Here is a 24,992-nt window from a genome sequence, read left to right as displayed (position 1 = left end):
GTCTTCTTTTGAAATTATACTACAAATCACTTGAAAATTCTTAGGAAATCAACCTAAAGCATACATCTGTTGTCATATTTGCTACTGAGAGAAACAGTAAATTCACTCCCCTCCTTCTTCGTTATCACTCATCCAACCATGCTAGGCGATGTTCTTAGGTGTAGAGAATCAGAGCATATGAAAAAAAACACAAAAAAGCCCAGACCGCTAGGGATTAGCAGACTGAGCTTTTATTTAGTAGTGGGTTAATTAAGCTTTAACAACGTTAGTTGCTTGAGGGCCACGTTGACCTTCTTCAACATCAAAGTTTACTGTTTGGCCTTCTTCTAAAGTTTTGAATCCATCACCTTGGATAGCTGAGAAATGAACGAATACATCGTTGCCATTTTCTGCTGTAATGAAACCGAAACCTTTTTCTGAGTTAAACCATTTCACTGTACCTGTTTCCATAATAAAAATCCTCCTTGTGTATCAAACACATATTTTGCAATTACTTGAATGGTGAATATCTGGAAGATGTTTATTTGAAACAAACTACCAAGATTACCGAACAAAAACTACATAGTTATTGTAGCACATTAATTACAGTTTAGCTAGTAAATTTTGATATTTTTTTATTTTTTTTTCATTCTTTTGCTTATTTCTCCAAAAAAAACGAACGTTTTTAATTTGTGCTTAAAAAAAATTCACTTTTCAACCTGCTGATTTTCTGATCTTTCCCCCTTAGAAATAAGAAAAAGCCAAGCAATCATATAAATGATCTGCATGACTTTTTCTCTCTTATTAAATGGATGATCAATCGTTTCTAGGTACTGTTCCTAGAGACTAATAACGCAATATCGCGGTCAAACTCTTTTCGTCAGGCGCATCTTTTTGATCCAAGATAAAGACTTGTCCACCATTGGTGATCACGTCGTCAGCTAGTTGATTCAACACTTGTCGACGGTCGTACTCTGTTTCTGGGTCTTCACCAAATCCGTCAGCTAGATTAGAGGTTGCGATAAATAAGTGAGAAATCTTTCCCTCTTTCGCTGCTGGCACGATGTCCACTAGTTGATCCAAGAATTTTTTATCTAACAATTGATTGTAGCTACTTGCTTCCTTCGCTGCCAGTTCATCCGAAAGTTTCTTCGCACCTGCTTCGATATCTTTTAAAGATAATTGGGCAGGTGAAGCTGAGATCGCAACATCTGAACGGTAATAAGGGTTTTTCGCCACTTTTTTGAACATTGTTTGATTTTCAGGTAAAGCATACAAGTACACAGGCCATTTTTCAGGATTATCCAAGCTGTCTTTAAGAAATTCATCGACCGCTTGATAATAATTGATCCAGTCAATTTCAACTTCTTCGTCTTTAGGATTCACCCCATGGAATGTTGAGCCTTCACTACCATTTGACGAGTAGTTGATACCTCCACCTGTCAACTCAGATCCTAAAGCTGTCACCACATCTGTAGGTGCTCCTTCGGGTAGATCAACTTCTTTTACTTGTTTGTTGCTTACTTCGTAAAGCTTCATTGAATCACGATTCAATCCCAGTAAATAATAAGAGTAGTTAAAATGTCCATTTTTAATGATCGCTAATAAATAAGGTAGGTCACTTACATAATATTGATCATCTACTGCAATGCTCAAACGATGAACAATCGTACTTTCAGGAGACAAAATCACCGCGACACTCGCAGTGGCACTGCGCCAAAATGAAGCATCTTCTAGTAGTTGATCGATTTTTTTTTGAAAATTCGACCAATCATGCTCCGCATATTTCTTTTCAAAACGTTTTTTTGCTTCTTTTGCAAAGTTCTTGAATTTGATCTGATCTTTTTCCACATCTTGATGTGCAACGTGAGTGTTTAGCATAATAGTAATAAATGGTCCTTTGACACCTTCTGAAGTCAGTTGTGACAGTAACTCTCTATCCTTTTTCGCCATAAACGTACCCCTCCTAAAAATCATTTCTTCAATACTACTAACTAAAGTCTACCACAACCATTTTTATCCATAAAACAAAATGGTCCCTAGACAAAAAAACGTTTACAATATCATCTCTGACTAAGGATTGTTTTCTTCAACTATTCTTCAAAATTTCATCAATGATTCGTTACATTTCACAGCGAAATTATTCATACCTAACTGATAACATAAAGAAAAGTAGAAATCGAGGTGTTTTTATGCAATTATTGATGATATTTAGTTTACTATGTATGACTGCTCTACTTGTATTCACTGCCTTTCGTCTAAATGAACCCGAGGCTCAACCTGTACGAGTCAAAAAGAATCAACGCTAACTATCCTCTTGTGTTCGTTTGGTTTATCTAAAGTTTTTTTCAGAAAGATTGAAACTACGCACACTCTCTGATAAAATTTTAATTTGTAGCAAATCAAATTAGAAAACAAGGAGATTGGACATGGGCACTAAGAAAAAATATTTCGCTTTACTGTTGGCAACGCTTCTTTTGACGTTAGGATCATTCGTGCCAACTTTATCCGTACAGGCAGATGAAGCATTTTCTGTGAATTCCCAAGCAGCATTTGCTGTGGACGCAACAAGTGGAAAAATTTTATACGACCAAGACGGAGAAAAAACAATGGGGATCGCGTCAATCTCAAAAATCATCGGGTTGTACATCGTACTCGACCAAGTCAAAGAAGGAAAATTATCCTGGGATGATGAAGTGGCCATCTCCGATTATGCTGAAACATTAAGCATTGCACCTAATTTATCGAATGTTCCCTTACATAAGGAGAATACCTATACTGTAAAAGAACTTTTTGACTCTGCCTTTATCCAATCAGCCAACGCATCAATGGTCGCTTTAGCTGAAAAGATCTCTGGTAGTGAAACAGCATTTCTGACTGTCATGAATGACCAGTTAAAAGAATGGGGCATTGAAAATGCAACGATCGTCAATGTTTCTGGATTAAACAATGTTTACCTCGGTGCAAATCGTCCAGAAGGCACTGGCGAAGCAGAGGAAAATCAAATGTCCGCAAAAGACGTAGCGATCATCGCACGTCACCTGTTACTCGATTTTCCTGAGGTACTAGAAGTGACGAGCACTACAACAAAAATGTTTGGCGAAAACACACAATCCCCGGTTGAAATGGTCAATTGGAATTGGATGCTTCCTGGTTTTATCAACTTCAAAGAAGGCGTTGATGGGCTAAAAACTGGAACAACTGATTTTGCTGGTGCTTGTTTTGTCGGTACCATCGAACGAGACGGCAAACGCATCATTACAGTCATATTGAATGCTGAAGGTCATGAGCAAAACCCAAGCGTTCGGTTCACCGAGACGGCTCGCTTGATGGATTATTGCTATGATAACTGGTCAGTCAAAGAAATCGGCAAAGCAAACGCAAGCATTCCTTCACTCAAATCGATCGATGTGAAAAACGGAAAAGAAACTTCTGTCAATGTCGTATTAAAAAGCCCAGTCAGTGTCTGGGTCAGAAATGATATGGATACGGGTCAATTGACGATCACACCTAAGATCGATGAGACAAAAGTAAAAGATAATGAACTTGAAGCACCGATCGTTAGAGGCACAAAGGTTGGCACAGCCACTATCACTTTAGCCGATGATCAATTAGGTTACTTAGAAGATGGTGCCTCTCCAAGCACAGATATCATCACTGCTAGTTCGGTTGAAAAAGCTAATATCTTTGTGATTGGCTGGCGCAATGTCACTAATTTTTTCAGTAATCTATTCTAAATAAAAATTCCAAATAGTTAAACCCACTACTTACCCAAGCAGTAAATGCTGGCTCTTCTTCACGAATCGACGAGACGCCACCAACCTTTACTGTTTGGGTATTTTTCTGATGCTTACAGAAAATAAATGTATTTTCTATTTTTTCTCTATTTATAAAAGCATTTTTGCAAATTTTTCGTTATACTGTAGATGGTAGATTGTTACTTGTAGGGTTGGTCTATGAGGGGCGAGTAACACTTGAATAATCATCACTAGTCTGCTAATCAGCTGTTTCCTTTTCATTCGCAGTGATGACTCCACGATTAGAAAAAGGAGTTGGTATTATGAATTTAACAAGAGATTTGATTTTTTCGATTCTCTATATCATAGGGATGGTTGGGATCATCATCTGGCGCAGGAAACAAAAAGATCCCGCGCTATTCTTTTATTGTGGTACTTGGACATTTACAATGATGCTTACGTACTTCATTGTATTAGAGATTTTTTATGCGAGTTTTTATTTCTTGATCCCTCTCGCTTTTTTCAGTATCTTTGCTTTTTTTTACTTTACCGAAAAAAGGCGACTACTGAATGGTTTAATCTTCAATTTATTTTTGATTAGTTTTGGCGCTTATTTATTACTCTTACTTTTTGAGACGCAGAATATCTTTATTGGTGGGATTTTTGCTTTGATTGCAGTACCAGCTTTATTGATTTTACTATTTGGTATATATATTTTAGTCGTTTTTCTCATTTGGAATGGCATCATCGTCTTAAAAAGAGAATCACGTTCACTAGCTAATCTTTTGACTTTACTGCTAGGGATTGCCTTAACGCTATATTTAATCGCCACTGTATTTTTAATCAACTACTTACCAGCGTGGATCAATGTTCTTCTTTCTGGTATAGCAGTCATCTTGATTTATCTGTTTATTGTCTTCTATAATTTTATGACTGTCTCTTTCTTATATCAGTTCAACCGACCACGTTATAACCAGAATTATATTATTGTGTTAGGCGCAGGCCTGATTAACGGGGAACGTGTTTCTCCTCTCCTAGCCAAACGGATCGACAAAGCAATTGCTTTTTATTGGGCTCAGAGTCATGCTACGCTCAATCCACCGATTCTTTTGATGTCTGGTGGTCAAGGTGCAGACGAAAAATTACCAGAAGCAATTGCCATGAAAAACTATGCCTTAGAAAAAGGGATTCCGGAGCGGGACATTTTAGTTGAAACAAATTCAACAACCACTTTAGAAAATATGCGTTTCTCCAAAGAATTGATGGATCGTGAATCTGGCGGTGGCGCTTATCGTGCGATTTTCAGTTCAAACAATTACCACATTTTCCGTGCAGGACTCTTTGCGAAGCAAGCACAGTTAAAAGCCAATGGCATTGGTGCAAAAACAGCCTTTTATTATTTGCCGAATGCTTTTCTTAGAGAATATATCGCGATCTTGATGTTACATAAAAAACGTCACATGATCGTATGTGGTATCATCCTTGGCCTGACTGGATTGTTAGCTTTGATCACACTTATTGTCTAAAAAAAAGAAGTTGCGATTCATGCAACTTCTTTTTTTCTTTCAATCAGTAAACTATTCTCTCTGATCTTTTTTCATTGGTAAAAATAAAATCCCTTTTTTGATCATTACTTTTTGTGCGGAATAGATTCCGTTATTTCCCGAACACATGAAACTGATCAAACAAATCATAAAAAAGAAACTAGCTGCTTCTCCTCCAAATAATTCGATGCCCATGACAAAACATGCAATTGGTGTATTCGTCGCTCCAGAAAATACACCGATAAATCCTAATGCAGCTAGAAAAGGAATCGAAACATGCAAGATCGGCGCTAAAGTTGCCCCTAGAGTTGCGCCAATCTCAAACAAAGGGGTCACTTCCCCACCTTGATAGCCAGCGCCTAGAGAAAGGACAGTAAATCCTAACTTACCGATAAAATCATAGGCGTGTGCCTTTCCGGCAAACGCATCTTGCAATAAAGGCAAGCTAAGACCTAAGTAGCGTTGTGTTTGTAAAATCAGTGCCGCAACTACGACAATTCCTCCACCTATAAAATTTCTAGTGATTGGATGTTTGAACCATTTTAGATACCACTTTTTCAAAAAGACGATGGACCGACTAAAAACCCAACCAATAATCCCAAAAGCGATACCCGCCACCATCAGTTTGCCAAAGAGTGCAGGACTCCACCCTGGAATTTCCCCCATCTTATAATGGATATGTGTGACGCCAATGCTTTCCGTTACGAAGTTAGCAAATAAAGCAGCAAAAAAACTGGGAAAGATTGCTTCTGTTCGCATCTTTCCAATTGCTAGTACTTCAAGTCCAAACAATGTGCCTGCTAAAGGTGTCCCAAACACTGAACTAAATCCTGCACTGATTCCACTGATGACCAGCACCTCTCGCTCGATAGGACTCAATTTTAATCCCCTTGCTAGATTTTCAGCTAAAGCGCCACCCATTTGGACTGCTGTTCCTTCTCGACCGACAGAACCGCCAAAGAGATGCGTCGTGATCGTACCGAAAAGCGTTAAAGGAATCAATCGGAGTGGGATTTTTTCTTCCCCACCATTCCCTTGATCGATAACCAGATTATTCCCACGACTGGCATTTCCGCCGTATCGTTGATAAAGAAAAGCAAATAATGCCCCACTGACTGGTAATAGATACAATAACCAAGTATGTGCTTCTCGTAAATTCGTCACCACGGTCAAGCTATTTAGAAAAAAAGCGGAAAGTCCTCCCATTAGTATGCCTAAACAAGCAGTGATCACTAACCATTTCACCATATATGTCCCTATTTTGAATGGACTAATTAACCGTTGATCCATTTTTCTATTCCTCCCCACAAAAAAAGCCTACTAAAAACGGATTCCCCGATTTTTAGTAGGCGTCATTAGTCATCTATCGATCGACATTTAAAGGCGAACACCATCACCTATTCATTTACAAAAATTTTATCATACATTCTCAAGAAAAACAATGGCGCTATTTTTCTTTCTTCACGATGTCTGTAAATTCATAAAATGGTGCTAGCTTTACTAGTTGTTGATTGCACTGATCACTATCATGACAAATGTAATTTCCTTTTTTAGTATACGTGCCATCTGATCCTGACTTTGTCGTAGAAAGAAACATCGAAACACTCGAAGTCTTATGACAAATCGCGCATACTCCTTTGATGATCGTTGGAGAAAGTGTGCCATGGACACCTTGTAGCCGCTCATCTGCATAATAAAGCAGATATTTCTTCTGTGTTCCTGGATCATTCCAGCCCACATAAGTATGCTCTTTAAGATCCAATGTTTGCCAATCTGGTTGTTTCAACTTTTTCACTTTTCGGAATATTTTTTCCACTTGGATTTTTGATGGTTGCTTGAATGGCGCAACATGTTCTTTTAAACGTTCGAGCAATTCTGTCGCTTTTTCTTTTTTCAAGTTTGTGTCCATAACTTGCTTCACAAATGGTGCAAGTAAGGCAGTTACTTGTGGATCATTTTCTACTACCTCATTGATTCGTTCTGTGGCTAATGCTTGAACGGTTGCGACAGTTTTTTTATCATTCACTGAATGATAGACATTTAAGAGTTGCTCGATTTCTCGTTTGATAAAGAAATATTGATACGTTTTGATTGTTGTTTCCATGATTTTTTGAGTCCTTTCTTCTTTCAAAAGTAGCTACTTTGAAGAAAAAAGAGTCCTTCAACAAAGTAAGCTTAATAACTGAAGTCCTTTAACTCTGCTAAATAAGATACATATCGCATCTCATCACCCCCCTTATGCTTTTTTCATCTATGTACATTCACCTATTAAAGAGTTAACCTTATAAATCTTATTTCGTCAACTACTTTCGCACAAAAAAACAGTCAAAGGTTTCCCATGATCGGGACCTTCGACTGTTTCCGTTCAGCTGGTCAAATAGTTAGATCGACTGTTCTTTTCCAAAATATCGTTGCCATTTTTGTTTCATTGTATCCGTTACTGGTTGCGCCGCTTCTTTCACTGCACAATACTTATCAACAAATGTCACAATATAGCTTTCTTTGTATTTTGGTGGAGCGATCGTTGCCCCCCACATATGTTTCAAGATGATGTCGCGCTCTAAATCAGAAAGTTCAGTAATCTTTTCTGCATTTTTCACAGCGATCCTAGGATGCACATACGCATGTGTGCCTTCATCAAATTTTGTTGTACGCCAGTCATAATAGAATAGGTCATGTAAAAGTCCTGCACGTGCAGTGGCTCTTGCATCTCCACCCCATTTTTTTGCTAATTTGTAACTGTAATAAGAAACACTGATCGAGTGTTCCAATCTTGTCGAATGTACATGTTGGATATAATCAGCTAATTTTTGTACTGCTTCTGTTTCTAATAGATCTTCGATATAAGACATGTATTCTTCGTCTTCACGCCATTTTTCTGTCATAATTTTCGATCTGCCACCTTTTTGAATTTCATTTATCGTTGAAATTGTACATAGTATATCATTCATATTCGGAATATTCTAGTGAGGTTGATTAAAAATCCAAAAAGCTTAATAGTTCCTTAATCAAGAAGAAAGATGGTACAACAATATGCCTGTAGCTACGCCGACATTCAATGACTCGGCATGGCCATTCATTGGGATATAGATATTTTTATCAGTTAGCGCCAATAATTCTGATCGCACACCTTGCCCTTCATTTCCCATAATGATCGTATAATTTTTTGTTGGTACGACGGTTGGAAGAGAAACAGCTTCTTCATTGAGTTCTGTTCCGTATATCGCAAATCCTTTTTCTTTCAATTCAGGAATGAACGTGTCTAACTCTTGTGAGATAACTGGTAAATGGTAATTGCTTCCCTGCATACTTCTTAAAACTTTGGTGCTATAAATATCAGCTGAGCCTTTCCCTAAGATCACACCTGCTAAACCAAACGCATCTGCTGTTCGGATCATCGTTCCGACATTTCCAGGATCTTGGACATTGTCTAAAAGCAACCAGCCTCCTGTATCTATTGACACCTGGCTAACTTCTAGCGGCATCACTGCCACGATTCCTTGTGGTGTTGGTAGATCAGAGATCACCGCCATCACCTCATCAGTGACTAAAAAGCAATCCAATGCGTGTTGTTCGACCCATGTCCCCCATTCTGACCAGCCTCGTTCTGTCAAAAAAATCTCTTTAGGTATGACTTTGGCATTCACAGCTTCTTCGATCAAGTGAAACCCTTCAAGCAGGTACTCCTGTACTTCTTCGCGGTGCTTCTTTTTATGTAATTTTTTTATTTCTTTGATTCTAGGATTTTTTGCTGATTGAATTTTTTTCACGTTTTCCACCTCACTTCATTATAGCATGGAATCAATCGTTGGGCTTGTTAGTTTTATAAAAAATCGTTATCATAAATTTATCAAATAGAGGAAAGAGTGGTGCTTCAAATGAAAAAAGTTAAAATGAATGTTCAAGGGCGTGTCCAAGGTGTAGGTTTTCGTTATATGACAAAAATAGTCGCTGATCAATTGGGTGTGACAGGAACAGTTAAAAACGAAGAAGATGGTTCGGTGACGATCGAAGCCGCTGGTGAGGAGGAAACCATCGATCAGTTCATCAAAGAAGTCAAGCAATCACCTAGTCCCAGTGGTCGTGTCCAATATGTCGACTTGCAAGAACATCCGATGATGGAAGAACGAAAGAAATTTGATGTGATTGGCTAAATGTTTCTTCTTGAAAGCACATATGAAGAAAGTCGTTGTTGCCATCTACTGGAAGATGGTCGTTTCAATTCTCTGTTCTTTTATGTGCTCTTCCCTGTCCCTCGCATGATCGGCTAAACTTCAGGCAATTATTTGAATTTTCTATGAAGTTCATTGAATTATTCTCATATTTTTAGTATAGTTAAGCTTGTGTAAAAATTTTAATAGAGGAAGTATTTTATGAATAAATGGAAAAATTGGTTACTAGGTTCTGGTCTTGTAACACTCTTACTTTTCTTATCTGGTTGTGTCAGAATGGATGCTGAAGGAAACCCTGATACATCTGGAATCGTCTATCGTGTATTAGTACAACCTATGGGACAAGCGATTACATATCTCGTGCAGAATTTCAACTGGTCATACGGTTGGGCTGTTATCTTGATGACTGTGATCGTCCGAATCATCATTTTACCTTTAGGAATTAGTCAATCGAAAAAGACAATGATCCAATCTGAAAAAATGCAAGCATTGAAACCTCAGGTCAGTGCCGCCCAAGAAAAACTAAAAGCGGCGACGACACGTGAAGAACAAATGGCTGCACAAGCAGAGATGCAACAAGTGTATCGCGAAAATGGGTTAAGTATGACAGGAGGAATCGGTTGTTTACCTTTATTGATCCAAATGCCGATCTTCTCAGCGCTGTACTTCACTGCTCGCTATACAGAAGGTATCCGTGAATCGACTTTTTATGGCATCGATTTAGGGAATCCAAGTTTGCTCTTAGTTGCGATTGCCGGGATTGCTTACCTTATCCAAGGGTATATCTCAACGATCGGTATTCCTGAAGAACAGAAAAAAACCATGCGCACTATGTTGATCGTTTCACCTGCGATGATCGTCTTTATGTCAATCAGTGCGCCTGCAGGAGTGACCCTTTACTGGGTAGTCGGTGGTATCTTTAGTTGTCTACAAACATTTATCACCAATGTGATCATGAAGCCACGATTAAAAGCTCAGGTCGCAGAAGAATTGAAACAAAATCCACCGAAACAAGTCGTGACACCTCGCAAAGATGTGACACCTGAACAAACAACGAAAACAACAAAAAAAATCAATACACAAGCCACCAAGAAAAATGCTAACGGTCGAAATGCCGGTAAACAGCAACGTAAAAAATAAAAGGTTTGGGATGTTCGCATCCCAAACCTTTTTTCGTTTCAAGCTTTCACTTGATCATTTTTATTTTGTAATGATTTGATCCAGACTAGCAATACTTAATGCCATGTCAGCAATTTGTTGCAACTGTGCTAAACGGTTATTACGGACAACTTCATCTTCGACCATGACCATCGTTTGATCAAAATACTGATCGATAACTGGTCTTAAGCTGACTAATTGCTCATAGTTCTCTTTAAGTGTACGTTCCGCAAACTGAGCTTTCACTTTCTCAACTGCTTCATACAATGCTTGCTCTGCTTCATTTTCAAACAAGCTTGGATCAATCTCATTCGTTGTTCCTTCGGCTTTTTTCGCTAGGTTCATCACACGCGTCAAAGCTTCCATCGATGGTTTGAAGTTTTCATCTTGCAAACGTTCCTTCAACAGACGTGCAGCTGCAAAAACGGTTGTCAAATTACTTTCCTTCGCATTCAAGACAGCATCGATCACATCGTGGCGAATGGCTTTTTTCATCAATCGTTGGCGTAAACGTCCTTTGATAAAGTCGATCACATCAGTTCCTTGAACGAAAGCTAACCCGAAACGCTCTTGATTTTCATTGATTGCAACATTCACTTCTTGTTGTAATTGTGCCAATGGGAAAGCCCATTGTTTTGCTTCAATGATCCGAACGATCCCATATGCTTGACGACGTAATGCGTAAGGGTCGTTTGAACCACTTGGCACCATCCCTACAGTGAAGAAAGAGAAAATACTATCTAATTTATCGGCAATGGCTAAGACTGCACCAATCGTCGTTTCTGGCAATTCACCTTCACTAGCGATCGGTAAATAATGTTCACGGATCGCTGTCGCAACTGCTGGATCTTCTCCATGCAACAACGCATATTTTTCACCCATGATTCCTTGAAGTTCTGGAAATTCTCCAACCATGTTCGTCACTAGGTCAAATTTATAGATTTCGCCGGCACGTTGTAATGCATCTCGTTCTTCCCCCGATAAACCGACAGATTTACCGATAACAGATGCAATCACTTGCACACGTTGCATTTTTTCATAAATACTACCGATCTTTTCATGGAAAGTCACTGATTTCAACTTATTGACATAATGTTCGATTGGGAATTTTTTATCCTCATTGTAAAAGAATTCCGCATCTTCTAAACGCGCAGTCAGTACTTTTTGGTTCCCACGAATGACATTATCCAGCTTCACACGATCGCCATTTCGCACAGCAATAAAATGTGGTAATAGCTGGCCTTCAGCATTTCGTACATCAAAATAACGTTGGTGTTCCTTCATGGAAGTCACGAGTACTTCTTCCGGTACAGATAGATATTTTTCTTCAAAATCACCAGCAAAGACAGTTGGATACTCCACTAGATTATTGACTTCTTCAAGTAGGTCTTCATCAAAATCGATGTGCCAATCATTTTTTGTTGATAATTGAGTCGCTTGTTCCATGATCATTGCTCTTCTCTTTTGTGGCGAAGCAACTACAAATTGTTCAGATAGCTTTTCTTCATATTCTGCTGGATGAGCAACTGTCACATCTTCACCTAAGAAACGATGCCCACGAGAAGTACGTCCAGTTTTCACATCCAAAAATTCAAACGGGATCACTTCTTCTCCAAATAGTGCCACGATCCAATGAATGGGGCGAATATATTCAAAGTCAAAGGAAGACCAGTGCATTGTCACAGGGAATGTCATGCTTTTAATAACATCGATCAATCCTGTCAAGACTTCGATTGCCGGTTTACCTTGAGTATATTTCGTCACATAAACATATTCCACACCTTTGATTTCTCGGAAGGTGATATCGTCTGTCGTCAATCCTTGCCCACGAACAAATCCTTGAGCTGCTTTAGACCAGTTGCCTTCAGCATCTAATGCGATTTTTTTTGCTGGACCTTTCACTTCTTCTTCACTGTCAGCCTGACGTTCTGGCACATTTGTTACTTTGATCGCCAAACGTCTCGGAGTCGAGAATGTTTCGAGTGCCTCGTAGGTCAATTGATTGTCCGTTAAAAACGCTACTGTTTTTTCTTCTAATTGTTTCATGCTTGGTGTCACAACATGCGCTGGCATTTCTTCCAAACCAATTTCTAATAATAAGTCCTTTGCCATCTTATTCACCTTCCTTAACAGTCGTTGGATTTTCTGATTGATCATTCAGCAATGGGAATCCAAGTTTTTCACGTTCTGCAACAAAGATTTTCGCCACAGATTTCGCCATGTTACGAATGCGAGCCAAGTAGCCAGCACGTTCAGTCACAGATACTGCACCACGAGCATCTAATAAATTGAAGGTGTGACTACATTTTAAAATGTAATCATATGCTGGATGGACCAGATTTTCTTCAATACAACGTTTCGCTTCTTTTTCAAAGCGATCAAAATTACTTAATAATAATTCTTGATCACTCACTTCAAATGAATATTTTGAGTGTTCGTATTCAGGCTGTTTGAAGATCTCGCCATATTTGACACCTGCTGACCATTCAAGATCATACACACTTTCCACTTCTTGGATATAAGAAGCTAAGCGCTCTAATCCATAAGTGATTTCTGATGTGACTGGTTTACATGGCAAACCGCCGACTTGTTGGAAGTACGTAAATTGCGTGATTTCCATGCCATCTAACCAGACTTCCCAACCAACACCGGCACACCCCATCGAAGGATTTTCCCAGTTGTCCTCAACAAAGCGGATATCATGTTCCAACGGATCGATCCCTAACAAACGCAAGCTTTCCAAGTAAAGTTCTTGGATATTTTCTGGTGATGGCTTCATCACCACTTGGAATTGATGATGTTGATATAACCGGTTAGGATTCTCACCATAACGACCATCAGCTGGTCGACGTGATGGCTCAACGTAAGCGGCATTCCAAGGTTCTGGACCGATTGCTCGTAAAAACGTGTAAGGGCTCATTGTACCTGCCCCTTTTTCTGTATCGTATGCTTGCATCAGCATACAACCGTTCGATGACCAAAATTTTTGTAATGTCAAAATCATTTCTTGAATTGTTTGCTTCTTACTCATATAATTACCCCTCTCATCTTAACCAAGAATCAAAAATAGTACCAAAAAAAGTCCCTATGTTTGCGTAAACAAACATAGGGACGAATATCTTCGCGGTTCCACCCTACTTCCGAGCGACTCGGCAGCTTCGTTGATCGTACTCACAAGTGCCTCTTCAAAAACCGTTAGCATTCGGCTCACACTCTCCCGAACTCGCTTGTGCCACTTGATTTTCTACTGATCTTGATCATCGTACGTATGTGATTATTGAATATCCCTTCATAAATGACATTCGTCTATTGAAAAAACAATAGTTACTATCTAGGCTTTATAATAGACGTTAACCAAGTACTTTGTCAAATATTTTTGAAAAAAAAACATTATTTCAAATGATTTTTTATTCTTCTGCAGGATTTTCCTTCGTTGCCTCATTGGTCGGTTTCATGATATGTTCCCAACTTTTCATTTGATCAATAAACTTTTTACTTTTCAAATGGATGCCCACGTATTCTTCATATAACAGATCAATCAATTGGCGAATCTTTTGTTTGGTTTCTTCTTTGAGGTCGATCCCGCTGATGCGATCATACGAGATTGCTGAGAAGAGCCGCACGAAGTGAACTGCACGTGGGTCCGCGTGATACCGATGATGATCTAACTCCCAGTGATTTTCACATAAGACGCCACCATACTTGGATGAATAATCAAATTTTCCTTGCGTCTTTCCACACACTGCACAGTGGGTCCAAACCGGAGAGATCCCAAAACGTTGCAATAATTGGATCTCAAAAATATTCGTAATGATCTCTGGGTCATCTCCTTGATCCATGCGTTGCAAAGCTTGGTGTGTAAATTGAAATAGATTCGGATCATATTGCCGATCCTCGATTGCCGCATCCACTAAGTTCAACAAATAAGTCCCGTAACCGCTAAGAAAAATATCTTCTTGTATCTTACGAAACGAGTGGACATCTTTTACACTGTTCACAAAGGACAAACCTTCATTATGAAAATGACCAATATAAATTGCTTCCGTAAAAGGCAACAATGCGGGTGCAATCGGTTGATTTTGACGATGGATCCCCTTGACATAAAACATCATTTTTCCGGCCGATTCTGTAAATATCTTGACTAATTTATCTTTTTCCTTATAGTTGCGACTAGAAAGGATGATTCCTTTTGATTCTGCAAGCTGACTCATCGTCACCCCTCCTCTGACTTTAACGTAGATTGCTTCTTTATATATCGAAAAGAAGGAAAAAGCCATTCGAGCATCCGTGAAGTCGAGACAAAAGTAACTATTACTTTGATTCCAGACGCTTCATTGCTTCCATGACTTAGTTGTCCTCTAACTTCTATAACTGGATAACCGGTGTTCAAGAGCAACTCTTCAATAACAAGCCAATAAAATCAAAAATGAAAAAGCCATTTTCGATTTTCCTGACTTATTACTCAGTACTGACCGCTTCTTTCACTACCTATGATAAACGGTGTTCGAAAGACAGCTCCGTCAATAGTAACTCGAAACGTGAAAAAATATGGAAAGCTATTTTCCCACGTTCCGCCTTACTATTCGGAGCTGACCGGCTTTCTCACAACCTTGTTTAATACTCGTCTTGACGATAACCAAAGTCTTGTAAATAGACTCGTTTGTCTCGCCAGTCTTTTTGGACTTTGACCCAGAGTTCTAGAAAGACTTTGTCTCCTAATAGATTTTCAATGTCTCTTCGTGCTTTTGTTCCAATGTCTTTCAGCATCTTACCGCCCTTACCGATAATGATCCCTTTTTGACTATCACGCTCCACGATGATCGTAGCTTGGATATGGATTTTATTATTCTCATTACGTTTCATCGTATCGATGACTACTGCGACTGAATGGGGTACTTCATCTCGTGTCAAAAACAAGACTTTTTCCCGGATTAATTCAGAAACGATAAAATACTCCGGATGGTCAGTGACTTGATCGTCTGGGAAATATTGAGGGCCTTCAGGCATTTCGTCCACTAAGACCTCCATCAAACGTTCGACATTGTTTCCTTCTGTCGCAGAGATTGGAACAACTTGAGCAAACTCCATTTGCGAGGAATAATCTTCAATGATTCCTAACAACTCATCTGGGTGGACTTTGTCGATCTTATTGATCACTAAATACACCGGTGATTGGACATTTTTCAAGCGTTCGATAATGAAATCGTCGCCTTTTCCTCTTTTTTGATCGGCGCTGATCATGAACAATACTGCATCGACTTCACGTAAGGCACTATAAGCTGTTTCTACCATAAAATCGCCTAAACGATGTTTGGGTTTATGGATTCCTGGTGTATCAATAAAGATCAATTGTGCTTCAGGAGTCGTATATACTCCTTGGATCTTATTTCTTGTCGTTTGCGCTTTATCACTCATGATCGCGATTTTTTGACCAACGATCCGATTGAGCAACGTCGATTTACCAACATTTGGTCGTCCGACGATTGCTACAAATCCAGATTTATGTTCTGACATAATTACTCTCCTTTTAATTAAAAAAACAGTTGATAGATTTTTGGACCAAATAAGATGATCCCAACGATTACAGCAAAGCAAGCAGTCATTAACACTGCCCCAGCTGCCATATCTTTGATTTTTTTTCCAATGGGATGAAAATGGAAGTCTGTGAACATATCCACTACATTCTCAAACACAGTGTTCATGATTTCGACGATCCATACGAGAAAGACTGAAAGGAGCAACCATAGCCACTCCATTCGATCCAATTGAAAGATGAACCCCATGATCAGAGCAATGATCCCAAGAGCCACATGTTTCTTCATATTTCGTTCTTCATCAAAAACGGTTTTGACTCCTTGTAAAGCAAACTCCAGGGACATCAAAAAATGTTTGTTTTTATCTACTTTTTGTTCTTCTCTTTTATCTTTTAAGTCCATAAGCATCTAAAATCTCTTTCTGTAAGCCAAACATTTCCGCTTCATCTTCAGGTGTCATATGGTCGTAGCCGTTGATGTGTAAAAATCCATGGACGGCTAAGAAGCCTAGTTCGCGATCATAGGAGTGACCATATTCTTCAGCTTGTTCTTTTGCCCGATCGATTGAGATCATGATATCTCCCAATACACGAGGCATTGGCTCATCGTCCTCTTCAAAAATCACTGGGATCTCGTCTTCACCTTCATCTTCTAACGCAAAACTGATCACATCTGTTGGTGCGTCTTTGCCACGGTACGTACGATTGATTTCTTGGATAGACGGATTATCCATGAAGGTCACCGACATTTCCGTCTCATCTGATAAAGAAAGTTTTTTTGCCGCAAATTGAAGCAATTCTTCAATTTCTTTGATTTTCGTTTCAGATACAGTGTTTGTTTCATCGATAAATGTAATATCCATTAGTCATCGCTTCCTTCTTGCTATTCTTTTTCTTGTTTCATTTTTTCTGCTTCAGACTTCATCTTAGGGTATTTGATCCTTGAGTGGAAGGTACTGCTCAATCCACTAACAAGAGATTTTTCAACTTTGCGGATTTCTTTGAGTGTCAATCCACTATCATCAAGCTGACCATCAGAAATCCGTTCTTCAATCAAATTATGCACAAAAGCTTCGATTTTTTCACTGGTTGGATGATCCATCGCTCGCACAGCGGCTTCGCAACTATCCGCAATATTGACGATCCCAGCTTCCCGTGTTTGCGGTCTAGGCCCAGGGTAACGGAATTGTTCCTCTGTAACTTCGGGATTACGTTCTTTTGCTTTGATATAGAAATAACGCATCAAAGTTGTCCCATGATGTTGCTTACAGATATCGATCACCATTTGTGGCATATCGTACTCTTCTAAAATCTTTGCACCGTCAGTCACATGCCCAAAAATAATTTGTTTACTATCTTCAGGAAGTAAAAAGTTATGGGGATTTTCCGCACCAGAAGGTAAGTTCTCTACGAAAAAGCTGGCATGTTTGATTTTGCCGATGTCATGATAATAACAAGCCACACGTGTCAACAACGAACGCCCACCGATTTCAGCAACTGCATTCGCACTCAGATTTGCAACCATCATACTATGATGATAAGTTCCCGGTGCTTCTTCTAGCAATTGCTTCAATAATGGATGGTTCGGGTTACTCAATTCATTTAGGACGATCACACTGTCGTCATTCACTAATAGCTCAATATAGGGATGCAGACCAATCGTCAGTAAATAGGATAAAAATGCGCCCATAAAGCCACATACAAGTGTTAACCAAGTGGTACCATCACTAAAGCTCATGCCTTGATAAACCACTAAAACGACATCCATCAATAACGGAAACACAACGACCCACATGATTGCTGGGAACCATTGTTCTGAAATACGTTGCCGTTTTAAAATCGCTGCTAAAAAGCCGGCAAATAGGTACGAGACCAAAATCACAGTCAAGAAATTCGTACCAATTGAATTGTAAAAAATGAATAGCGCTGAAACCGCTTGGAACAAGGCAGCCATGATACCCGCTCTTCGATTCAAGAAAAAGTTTAAGACAAGCGGTACAAACGCTGCTGGGTAAAGTAACGGAATATATGTCGCTTGTTCTGTTTGAAAGACTTGGAAAAATTTCATCAATAAAATACTAATGGACATCGCTGTTACGTAGAAAAGAATATACTCTGTTCGTTTGAATAGATCTTTATACTGTAGTGAATTGTAGAATAACACACCAATTTGCAATAATACCGCTAGAATCATAGCGACAAGAGGAAAAATCGAAGTAGATTGACTCGTCAAACCTAACAACTCTAATTTTTTCATAGCAGTTGCATCGATTTGATTCCCTTCACGAACAATGATTTCCCCTTGGAAAATCATGACGGGTTGGATAGAGTCACGTGCCTCTTGCTTCAACTCTTCTGTTCGTTTTTCATTTAGCACATCATTCACAACAATGCCCTGATCGACTAAATAGCGGATCATTTCTTGTTGTTCTGCCGAAACATTCAAATACTGGATCTTATCATTTGCTTCTTGTTTAAAATTATCTAAATCACTTTCTCGAACTTGCTTACTCATTTGTTCGTCGATCAATTTCAAACTTTCATCACGAACCGTCGTGATCTCGCTTTCTGACATATTCATGATTGTTGAGTAAAAACTATTTGGTAATTTTTGGTAGAACGCGACATCATCCGCATTTGAACTTTCGAATATTCGTTTCAATGCGGCTATCCGTTCTTCTACTGTTGGCTTTGGTACATTTTCATCTTCTTTTGCCTTACTGACTTTTTCTTCGTACTGTTTGTCGATTGTGTCATTCGCACGACTGATCAAAACAAACAGTTGATTGATCCGACGATCTTGTTCCGAAGCAAGGTCACTTTGGTAGGTGTACTCAGGTGTCACTGCTTCAGCTGCTAATTTCCTTTTTTGTTCAGTTTCTTCCGTGTTCTCAATCGTTTTATTGGCACGGATACTTTCTTCCGCTACTTGTCCCTCTCTAAAATCATTGGGCTTTTGCTTCACGCTGCTAAACGTGATCCCACACATCAAAAGAAAGAAAAGCAATAAGAGAAATGGAGCTGCAGCTTTCCCTAATTTCGCTTGAAGCTGCTGCAATATTTTGTTCAACATGTGGTAATCCTCCTAAAAAAGCTATTCTTGATGAAGATCCGCTTTTTCATAAGCTTTGATGATTTCTGCCACGACAGGGTGACGAACGACATCACTAGCTTCAAAATTCACAAAATCGATTTTTTTGATTTGTTTGAGTGTTCGTTCTGCATGGATCAATCCACTCATTGTCCCTTTTGGTAAATCGATTTGGCTCGTGTCCCCATTGACGATCATTTTTGACTGATAGCCAAGTCGAGTCAAAAACATTTTCATTTGAGCGACTGTTGTGTTTTGCGCCTCATCCAAAATCACAAAGGCATCATCTAGTGTTCTACCACGCATATAAGCAAGTGGTGCAATCTCGATGATTCCTCGTTCCATCAAACGATTGGTATGATCCAACCCAAAAATTTGGTACAGTGCATCATAAACTGGTCGTAAATATGGATCGACTTTTTCCTTCAGATCTCCAGGTAAGAATCCAAGATTTTCACCTGCTTCGACGGCTGGACGAGTCAAGATGATTTTTTGGACTTCACCTTTTTTTAAGGCAGCAATCGCTAATACGACAGCCAAAAATGTTTTCCCAGTACCAGCTGGTCCTACGCCAAAGACCACATCATGTTTGGCGACAGAATCGACGTATTTTTTTTGTCCACTGTTTTTGACACGGATCGGTTTGCCATTGCGATCTTTGACGATCTCTTGTTCATACATCTCAACAAAATAATCCAATGTCCCTTTTTGAGCCATTTTCAAGGCAGTGACCACATCAGGCATACTGATATGGATCCCTCGTTTGATCAATTCTTGTAACGTTCGGATTACGGAAGCAGCCAAAGAAATATCGGTTTCTTCCCCGATGATCTGGATCACTTCACCTCTTGTGTGGATCGTCGTTTCAGTTGTTTCTTCGATCAGTTTGATATGTTTATCATGTGATCCTAAAAGCATACTGATATCATCAGTTGCTGTTAATCTAATATCCAAAGAACTAGACGCTTCTGTCAAAAATAGACATCTCCTTTATTTCAAATCGTTCTTACCTATTCTACCATAATCATGAAAAACTATATAGCGAATAAAATGAGACGACTTGAGAAAAAAGTTTTCATTTGGATTACTGAGACAAAACGCTCTTCAACTAAAACAACCTAATCATTTAGTAACTATCAGAGATACCTGTCTTTGAACAGTAGTTGCCCAATTTATTTTAATCTATGAATCTTTTACCAAGTAACAACAAACGTTTTTAAACAAAAAAATATTGATCAAAAAACTATTCTTTTAATGAACACAAAAAAACTACGGACACTTTCGCGTCCGTAGTTTCATTTGCTAAGATCAAGACTGCAATAGTTCTTTTACGATAGCGTTTACTTGATTTCCATCTGCTTTTCCTTTGACTTTAGGCATGATAACTCCCATGACTTTACCAAATTGTTTTGCAGATGAAGCACCTGTTTGCGTGATCGCATCTTGAACAAGTTGTCGAATTTCTTCTTCAGAAAGTTGCTCTGGCATATACTTTTCGACTATCACAATTTCACTTTTCACTTTTTCAGCTAAATCGTCACGTCCAGCTTCCTCGAATTCATGCAAAGAATCACGGCGTTGTTTCATTTCGCGAGACAACACTGTTAGTTCTTCTTCTTCTGTCAAGTCGTGACCTTCTTTAATTTGCTCGTTTTGTATAGATGACTTGATCATACGAATCACCTGTAAAGATTCTTTATCTTTAGCTTTCATCGCTGTCTTCATGTCATCGTTCAATCTACTTAGTAGTGACACACTACCAACTCCAATTCATCAAAGAACTAGAATTTTTTGCGTTTTCTAGCTGCTTCAGATTTTTTCTTACGCTTTACACTTGGTTTTTCGTAGAATTCACGTTTACGAGATTCTTGTAAAGTACCCGCTTTTGACACGGAACGTTTGAAGCGACGAAGAGCATCGTCAAGTGATTCGTTTTTGCGAACGACTGTTTTTGACATATTAATTCCCTCCCTCCGAGCTTAAAAAGTAACCGTAATTGTTATTGAAATATTAATCTCAAGAAACAAGACTGTTCTATAAACATTATAGCTAAAGCAGTTTTGACCGTCAAGAGATTCTTATGATTTTTTTAAATAATCACCTGTTATTTTATTGGAAATTATTATTGACAGCTCTCACAGCGACCAAATATCTCAAAGCGATGCCCTTCAATGGTACACCCACTGAGTTGTTCTTCAAAATAATTCATTGGACACATATGGATTTCTTTTGTCATCCCACAAACGGTACATATGAAGTGGTGATGATGCCCAATCTCGCCTTGACAACAATGAAAACGGAATTTCATTTCTCCATTTAAATCCGTTTCTTCCAAAAGATCTAACTCTGAAAAGTCATGTAAATTACGATAGATCGTATCATAGCTGACTCCTTTAAATTCCTGACTCATATAGTCAAAGACTTCTTTTGCAGAGACGTAACGATTTCGTTTGATTAAATATGCGAGTAATGCTTCTCGCTTTTTTGTGTATTTGAACCCGTTATTTTTCAATGTTTCTAAAGATTGTTCGATCAATGTTTGTTTATTCATCATTATCCCCCAAATCAAAATGATTACGAAGTATGTACACTTGAGTATGGTATAATAAACCTAAAAAAAAAGCAAGCGAGGTTTTTTATTTATGACTGCCGAATCAAATGAAGTCGTCACCTTTTTTGTCATTTCCGACTCTGCAGGTGAAACAGCAACAAAATTAGCCCAAGCCACAATGGCGCAATATCCATCAATCGAATTTAGTTTATTTCGACGAACATTTGTGACTGATCCAGAGACGTTGCAACGCGCACTAAATGATGCATTGTCAGAACAAGCATTAGTTCTTCATACATTGATCAACCAAGAATTGGTGGATTTAACAAATGAATTTTGTCAAAAAAACAACTTATACAGCTTTGATGTATTGACTCCGCCAATTGCAGAAATCGAGCGCTTGACTGGCATCAAACCGACACGTCAACCAGGGGCACTTCACTTATTGAATGAAAATTATTTCAAACGGATCAAAGCGATGGAGTTTGCGGTGAAATATGACGACGGAAAAGATCCTCGAGGTTTTTTGGAAGCCGATGTCGTCTTACTTGGTGTTTCCAGAACTTCTAAAACACCGTTAAGTTTGTTTTTAGCAAATAAAAATTTAAAAGTAGCGAATCTTCCACTGATACCTCAAGCACATATCCCTAAACAGTTGTGGGAAATCGATCCGAAGAAGATTGTTGGATTAACAAATAATCCTGATATTTTAAATAACATTCGTAAAGAACGCATGCGTTCCTATGGTCTTAATCCAGATACTGCGTACTCCGATATCGAAAAAATTCGTGCAGAATTGGAATTTGCCAATGAACTTTATGAAAAATTAGGGTGTGTCGTCATCAATGTTGCTTCTCTTTCCATTGAAGAAACGGCTTCATTGATATTGAATGAGTTAGAGCTAGAAGACCATAGCTATTACGGCACAGAAACTTCGGAAGAAAAATAGAGATTTCTGATCTTTTAAAATAATAAAAAAAGGGTTTGATCGGCGCATCAGCGTCTTTCAAATCCTTTTTTTAATGACTTTAGTTAATTTTTTTGATGCTCTACATGTTTGATCGTTTGTTCTAAAATATCTAATACATGAAAGTCATCCAAACTGTAAAGGATCGTTTTTCCCTCACGTCGTGATTTCACCACATGGTTTTCACGTAACAACCGTAATTGATGAGACACAGCTGATTGTTCCATTTGAACAGATTGACTGATCGACGTCACATTTTTTTCACCATCTTTTAAATAAAGTAAAATATTCAAACGTGTCGGATCACTTAATACCTTGAATAATTGACTCACTTTTTCTACTTGAATGTTTTGATTCCCCGACAAACGATTCACCTCCAAAAAAAGACTGACTACTAAAGTGTACCACTTTTTTCGTCAGTCTCAACTGTTTATTCTTCTGTCATTGATTTGATGCTAGCTTCAAGCGCAGCAATTTTTTCTTGTGCTGCTTCGTTTGAATCACCTTTGACACCAATATAAAATTTGATTTTTGGTTCCGTTCCAGAAGGACGGATCGCGATCCAACCGTCTTCTTCTAGTGTATATTTCAATACATCTGAAGGTGGAGTCGTTAGTTTTTCTACATTTCCTTGGGCATCTGTTTTTGTTAGTGCCTTGAAATCTTCTGTTTTTAACACTTTTTCTCCGGCAAATTCAGTTGGTGCATCTTTTCTGAATTTCTCCATCAGTGCAGCAATTTTCGCTGAACCTTCTTGACCACTCATTGTGACTGAGATTGTTTTTTCTGCATAATAGCCATACGTTTCAAAAATCGATTGTAACCCATCATAAAGGGTCTTATCTTGTTTTTTATAAAATGCAGCAACTTCTGCTAATAATAATAGTGCTTGAATCGCGTCTTTATCACGAACGAATGGTTTGACTAAATAACCGTAGCTTTCTTCAAAACCAAACATGAATGTATGCGCCTTTGTTTCTTCAAATTGTTGGATTTTTTCAGCAATAAATTTGAAACCAGTCAAGACGTTCATCATTTCTACACCATAATGTCTAGCGATTGCGGTCGGTAGTTCACTTGAAACGATTGATTTCAAGACCGCTGCATTTTCTGGCAGTGTTCCTTTTTCTTGATGAGCTTCCAGGATATATTGGACAAGCAAAGCGCCGATTTGATTTCCTGTCAATACTTTGTATGAACCGTCTGGCAAACGTACAGCTGCACCTAGACGATCAGCATCTGGATCAGTAGCAATCAATAGATCTGCACCTTCTTTTTCGCCTAAACGGATTGCATATTCAAAAGCAGAGTGTTCTTCTGGATTTGGTGATTTGACTGTGGTGAAGTCTGGGTCAGCGACTGCTTGCTCAGGAACCAAGACAAATTGTTCAAATCCCGCTTGAGTCAACGCACGCTCACCTAACATTTTGCCTGTTCCGTGTAACGGCGTGAAGACTAGCTTCAATTCTTTCCCTAACGTTTCTACTAATTCATGATTGATCGTCACTGCTTTGATTTCTTCCAAGTACGCTTGGTCGATTTCTTCACCGATGATCGTGATCAAATCACTATTTTTTGCTTGTTCTTCTGCTAAAACTTCTACTTTTAATGGATTGCTGATGTTTCGTACATATTTTGTCAATGCGTCTGCATCAGCAGGCGGCATTTGTCCACCATCTTCGCCATAGACTTTATAGCCATTATATGCCGCTGGATTATGAGAAGCTGTAACCATGATCCCAGCGAATGCGTTAAGATGACGAACCGCAAATGAAAGCTCTGGGGTTGGTCGTAAGCTTTCAAATACAAAAGATGGAATACCATGTTGTGCTAAAGTTTTTGCCGCTTCCATCGCAAATTCTGGCGATTGGTGACGTGAATCATAAGCGATCGCTACTCCACGTTTTTTTGTTTCTGCTCCTTGTTCATCCATAAATTGTGCAAGCCCTTCTGTTGCTTGACGTACAGTATAGATGTTCATTCGATTGATTCCAGGTCCTAAGATCCCGCGCATTCCTGCTGTACCAAATTCCAAAGGTGCGTAGAACGCATCTTCTAATTTTTCAGGATTTTCACTTAATTCTTTTAATTGTTTTTTTAAATTTTCTTCTAATGATTCTTCAGTTGCCCATTGCTCGTAAACTTGTTTCCAAGACATGAAGCTGACACCTCTTTCTAAAAATATGTTCCTTTCTAAGTATAGCATTCTCTTTTTAGATAGCAAAGCATAAGAAAAAGAGGTCGGGAAAGAAGTAATCAG

The 24,992-nt window shown here is 38.7% G+C and carries 24 protein-coding genes and 1 riboswitch; of the genes, 5 read left to right on the top strand and 19 right to left on the bottom strand.

What is annotated here, in order from left to right; genetic code table 11:
• Positions 1-249 precede the first annotated feature (249 nt).
• On the bottom strand, positions 250-450 hold the full coding sequence (locus P3R27_RS02720; protein ID WP_005875554.1) for a cold-shock protein: 201 nt from the start codon (positions 448-450) through the stop codon (positions 250-252).
• 375 nt (positions 451-825) lie between these two features.
• The gene (locus tag P3R27_RS02715) at positions 826-1,932 is read right to left on the bottom strand and encodes a baeRF6 domain-containing protein (RefSeq protein ID WP_034687326.1); all 1,107 of its coding nucleotides are present in this window, start codon (positions 1,930-1,932) and stop codon (positions 826-828) included.
• Positions 1,933-2,408: 476 nt separating this feature from the next.
• On the opposite strand from P3R27_RS02715, the gene P3R27_RS02710 reads away from it, so the two are divergent.
• Positions 2,409-3,716 (top strand): serine hydrolase, encoded by a 1,308-nt coding sequence (locus P3R27_RS02710; RefSeq protein WP_126134217.1) that lies wholly within the window; start codon positions 2,409-2,411, stop codon positions 3,714-3,716.
• Between the two features lie 323 nt (positions 3,717-4,039).
• Positions 4,040-5,242: a YdcF family protein gene (locus P3R27_RS02705; RefSeq protein WP_126134218.1), complete on the top strand. Its 1,203-nt coding sequence runs from the start codon at positions 4,040-4,042 to the stop codon at positions 5,240-5,242.
• Between the two features lie 51 nt (positions 5,243-5,293).
• On the opposite strand, the gene P3R27_RS02700 is transcribed toward P3R27_RS02705, so the two are convergent.
• The 4 genes from P3R27_RS02700 to P3R27_RS02685 all read right to left on the bottom strand — a co-directional run bounded on the left by P3R27_RS02700 (position 5,294) and on the right by P3R27_RS02685 (position 9,030).
• The gene (locus P3R27_RS02700; protein WP_034687333.1) at positions 5,294-6,550 is read right to left on the bottom strand and encodes a voltage-gated chloride channel family protein; all 1,257 of its coding nucleotides are present in this window, start codon (positions 6,548-6,550) and stop codon (positions 5,294-5,296) included.
• 49 nt (positions 6,551-6,599) lie between these two features.
• A riboswitch (Fluoride riboswitch) is annotated at positions 6,600-6,667 on the bottom strand.
• Positions 6,668-6,707: 40 nt separating this feature from the next.
• Entirely contained in the window at positions 6,708-7,364 is a 657-nt protein-coding gene (locus P3R27_RS02695; RefSeq protein ID WP_034687562.1) for a FusB/FusC family EF-G-binding protein, read from the bottom strand.
• A 277-nt stretch (positions 7,365-7,641) separates the two neighbouring features.
• Positions 7,642-8,145, bottom strand: a complete 504-nt coding sequence (locus P3R27_RS02690; RefSeq protein ID WP_010734969.1) for an HD domain-containing protein — start codon at positions 8,143-8,145, stop codon at positions 7,642-7,644.
• 123 nt (positions 8,146-8,268) lie between these two features.
• Positions 8,269-9,030, bottom strand: coding sequence for a TrmH family RNA methyltransferase (locus P3R27_RS02685; RefSeq protein WP_126134219.1), 762 nt, complete (start codon positions 9,028-9,030; stop codon positions 8,269-8,271).
• A gap of 108 nt (positions 9,031-9,138) precedes the next feature.
• On the opposite strand from P3R27_RS02685, the gene P3R27_RS02680 reads away from it, so the two are divergent.
• Both P3R27_RS02680 and yidC read left to right on the top strand, forming a co-directional pair.
• Positions 9,139-9,414 carry an acylphosphatase gene (locus P3R27_RS02680; protein WP_034687338.1) on the top strand — a complete coding sequence of 92 codons (276 nt, stop codon included), beginning with the start codon at positions 9,139-9,141 and terminating at the stop codon, positions 9,412-9,414.
• A gap of 219 nt (positions 9,415-9,633) precedes the next feature.
• Positions 9,634-10,572, top strand: a complete 939-nt coding sequence (gene yidC / locus P3R27_RS02675; RefSeq protein WP_034687341.1) for a membrane protein insertase YidC — start codon at positions 9,634-9,636, stop codon at positions 10,570-10,572.
• A 60-nt stretch (positions 10,573-10,632) separates the two neighbouring features.
• Here the strand turns inward: yidC and glyS are convergent, their stop codons facing one another.
• The 11 genes from glyS to P3R27_RS02620 all read right to left on the bottom strand — a co-directional run bounded on the left by glyS (position 10,633) and on the right by P3R27_RS02620 (position 21,765).
• Positions 10,633-12,702 carry a glycine--tRNA ligase subunit beta gene (gene glyS / locus P3R27_RS02670; RefSeq protein WP_301355952.1) on the bottom strand — a complete coding sequence of 690 codons (2,070 nt, stop codon included), beginning with the start codon at positions 12,700-12,702 and terminating at the stop codon, positions 10,633-10,635.
• Between the two features lies 1 nt (position 12,703).
• Positions 12,704-13,621 (bottom strand): glycine--tRNA ligase subunit alpha, encoded by a 918-nt coding sequence (glyQ, locus tag P3R27_RS02665; RefSeq protein ID WP_126134220.1) that lies wholly within the window; start codon positions 13,619-13,621, stop codon positions 12,704-12,706.
• A 376-nt stretch (positions 13,622-13,997) separates the two neighbouring features.
• On the bottom strand, positions 13,998-14,801 hold the full coding sequence (recO, locus tag P3R27_RS02660) for a DNA repair protein RecO (RefSeq protein ID WP_019724240.1): 804 nt from the start codon (positions 14,799-14,801) through the stop codon (positions 13,998-14,000).
• A gap of 403 nt (positions 14,802-15,204) precedes the next feature.
• On the bottom strand, positions 15,205-16,104 hold the full coding sequence (era, locus tag P3R27_RS02655) for a GTPase Era (protein ID WP_010734962.1): 900 nt from the start codon (positions 16,102-16,104) through the stop codon (positions 15,205-15,207).
• A gap of 17 nt (positions 16,105-16,121) precedes the next feature.
• Entirely contained in the window at positions 16,122-16,526 is a 405-nt protein-coding gene (locus tag P3R27_RS02650) for a diacylglycerol kinase family protein (RefSeq protein WP_200868949.1), read from the bottom strand.
• The gene (ybeY, locus tag P3R27_RS02645) at positions 16,510-16,986 is read right to left on the bottom strand and encodes an rRNA maturation RNase YbeY (RefSeq protein ID WP_010734960.1); all 477 of its coding nucleotides are present in this window, start codon (positions 16,984-16,986) and stop codon (positions 16,510-16,512) included. The genes P3R27_RS02650 and ybeY overlap by 17 nt, the downstream gene beginning before the upstream one ends.
• Positions 16,987-17,006: 20 nt before the next feature.
• Positions 17,007-19,196 (bottom strand): HD family phosphohydrolase, encoded by a 2,190-nt coding sequence (locus P3R27_RS02640; protein WP_034687352.1) that lies wholly within the window; start codon positions 19,194-19,196, stop codon positions 17,007-17,009.
• Between the two features lie 21 nt (positions 19,197-19,217).
• Positions 19,218-20,189 (bottom strand): PhoH family protein, encoded by a 972-nt coding sequence (locus tag P3R27_RS02635; protein WP_010734958.1) that lies wholly within the window; start codon positions 20,187-20,189, stop codon positions 19,218-19,220.
• A gap of 333 nt (positions 20,190-20,522) precedes the next feature.
• On the bottom strand, positions 20,523-20,969 hold the full coding sequence (locus P3R27_RS02630; RefSeq protein ID WP_301355966.1) for a GatB/YqeY domain-containing protein: 447 nt from the start codon (positions 20,967-20,969) through the stop codon (positions 20,523-20,525).
• Positions 20,970-20,995: 26 nt separating this feature from the next.
• Positions 20,996-21,172 carry a 30S ribosomal protein S21 gene (gene rpsU, locus P3R27_RS02625; RefSeq protein WP_002356740.1) on the bottom strand — a complete coding sequence of 59 codons (177 nt, stop codon included), beginning with the start codon at positions 21,170-21,172 and terminating at the stop codon, positions 20,996-20,998.
• 164 nt (positions 21,173-21,336) lie between these two features.
• On the bottom strand, positions 21,337-21,765 hold the full coding sequence (locus P3R27_RS02620) for a Fur family transcriptional regulator (protein ID WP_034687353.1): 429 nt from the start codon (positions 21,763-21,765) through the stop codon (positions 21,337-21,339).
• A 91-nt stretch (positions 21,766-21,856) separates the two neighbouring features.
• On the opposite strand from P3R27_RS02620, the gene P3R27_RS02615 reads away from it, so the two are divergent.
• Positions 21,857-22,714, top strand: a complete 858-nt coding sequence (locus P3R27_RS02615) for a pyruvate, water dikinase regulatory protein (protein WP_034687355.1) — start codon at positions 21,857-21,859, stop codon at positions 22,712-22,714.
• An 83-nt stretch (positions 22,715-22,797) separates the two neighbouring features.
• Here the strand turns inward: P3R27_RS02615 and P3R27_RS02610 are convergent, their stop codons facing one another.
• The gene (locus P3R27_RS02610; RefSeq protein WP_034687357.1) at positions 22,798-23,097 is read right to left on the bottom strand and encodes an ArsR/SmtB family transcription factor; all 300 of its coding nucleotides are present in this window, start codon (positions 23,095-23,097) and stop codon (positions 22,798-22,800) included.
• Between the two features lie 65 nt (positions 23,098-23,162).
• Positions 23,163-24,890 (bottom strand): phospho-sugar mutase, encoded by a 1,728-nt coding sequence (locus P3R27_RS02605; RefSeq protein ID WP_126134221.1) that lies wholly within the window; start codon positions 24,888-24,890, stop codon positions 23,163-23,165.
• Positions 24,891-24,992 lie beyond the last annotated feature (102 nt).

The sequence above is a fragment of the Enterococcus spodopteracolus genome, from assembly GCF_030441955.1.
Classification (GTDB): Bacteria; Bacillota; Bacilli; order Lactobacillales; family Enterococcaceae; genus Enterococcus_B; species Enterococcus_B spodopteracolus.
This window is presented reverse-complemented; position numbering and strand designations above follow the sequence as displayed.

What these genes read in the sequence shown, in the direction of transcription:
- P3R27_RS02710 (WP_126134217.1), top strand. Translation starts at nt 2,409, where the DNA reads ATGGGCACTAAGAAAAAATATTTCGCTTTACTGTTGGCAACGCTTCTT.
- rpsU (WP_002356740.1), bottom strand. Translation starts at nt 21,172, where the DNA reads ATGTCAAAAACAGTCGTTCGCAAAAACGAATCACTTGACGATGCTCTT.
- recO (WP_019724240.1), bottom strand. Translation starts at nt 14,801, where the DNA reads ATGAGTCAGCTTGCAGAATCAAAAGGAATCATCCTTTCTAGTCGCAAC.
- P3R27_RS02700 (WP_034687333.1), bottom strand. Translation starts at nt 6,550, where the DNA reads ATGGATCAACGGTTAATTAGTCCATTCAAAATAGGGACATATATGGTG.
- yidC (WP_034687341.1), top strand. Translation starts at nt 9,634, where the DNA reads ATGAATAAATGGAAAAATTGGTTACTAGGTTCTGGTCTTGTAACACTC.
- era (WP_010734962.1), bottom strand. Translation starts at nt 16,104, where the DNA reads ATGTCAGAACATAAATCTGGATTTGTAGCAATCGTCGGACGACCAAAT.
- glyQ (WP_126134220.1), bottom strand. Translation starts at nt 13,621, where the DNA reads ATGAGTAAGAAGCAAACAATTCAAGAAATGATTTTGACATTACAAAAA.
- P3R27_RS02715 (WP_034687326.1), bottom strand. Translation starts at nt 1,932, where the DNA reads ATGGCGAAAAAGGATAGAGAGTTACTGTCACAACTGACTTCAGAAGGT.
- P3R27_RS02640 (WP_034687352.1), bottom strand. Translation starts at nt 19,196, where the DNA reads ATGTTGAACAAAATATTGCAGCAGCTTCAAGCGAAATTAGGGAAAGCT.
- P3R27_RS02680 (WP_034687338.1), top strand. Translation starts at nt 9,139, where the DNA reads ATGAAAAAAGTTAAAATGAATGTTCAAGGGCGTGTCCAAGGTGTAGGT.
- P3R27_RS02620 (WP_034687353.1), bottom strand. Translation starts at nt 21,765, where the DNA reads ATGAATAAACAAACATTGATCGAACAATCTTTAGAAACATTGAAAAAT.
- P3R27_RS02615 (WP_034687355.1), top strand. Translation starts at nt 21,857, where the DNA reads ATGACTGCCGAATCAAATGAAGTCGTCACCTTTTTTGTCATTTCCGAC.
- P3R27_RS02690 (WP_010734969.1), bottom strand. Translation starts at nt 8,145, where the DNA reads ATGACAGAAAAATGGCGTGAAGACGAAGAATACATGTCTTATATCGAA.
- P3R27_RS02705 (WP_126134218.1), top strand. Translation starts at nt 4,040, where the DNA reads ATGAATTTAACAAGAGATTTGATTTTTTCGATTCTCTATATCATAGGG.
- ybeY (WP_010734960.1), bottom strand. Translation starts at nt 16,986, where the DNA reads ATGGATATTACATTTATCGATGAAACAAACACTGTATCTGAAACGAAA.
- P3R27_RS02650 (WP_200868949.1), bottom strand. Translation starts at nt 16,526, where the DNA reads ATGGACTTAAAAGATAAAAGAGAAGAACAAAAAGTAGATAAAAACAAA.
- glyS (WP_301355952.1), bottom strand. Translation starts at nt 12,702, where the DNA reads ATGGCAAAGGACTTATTATTAGAAATTGGTTTGGAAGAAATGCCAGCG.
- P3R27_RS02605 (WP_126134221.1), bottom strand. Translation starts at nt 24,890, where the DNA reads ATGTCTTGGAAACAAGTTTACGAGCAATGGGCAACTGAAGAATCATTA.
- P3R27_RS02720 (WP_005875554.1), bottom strand. Translation starts at nt 450, where the DNA reads ATGGAAACAGGTACAGTGAAATGGTTTAACTCAGAAAAAGGTTTCGGT.
- P3R27_RS02695 (WP_034687562.1), bottom strand. Translation starts at nt 7,364, where the DNA reads ATGGAAACAACAATCAAAACGTATCAATATTTCTTTATCAAACGAGAA.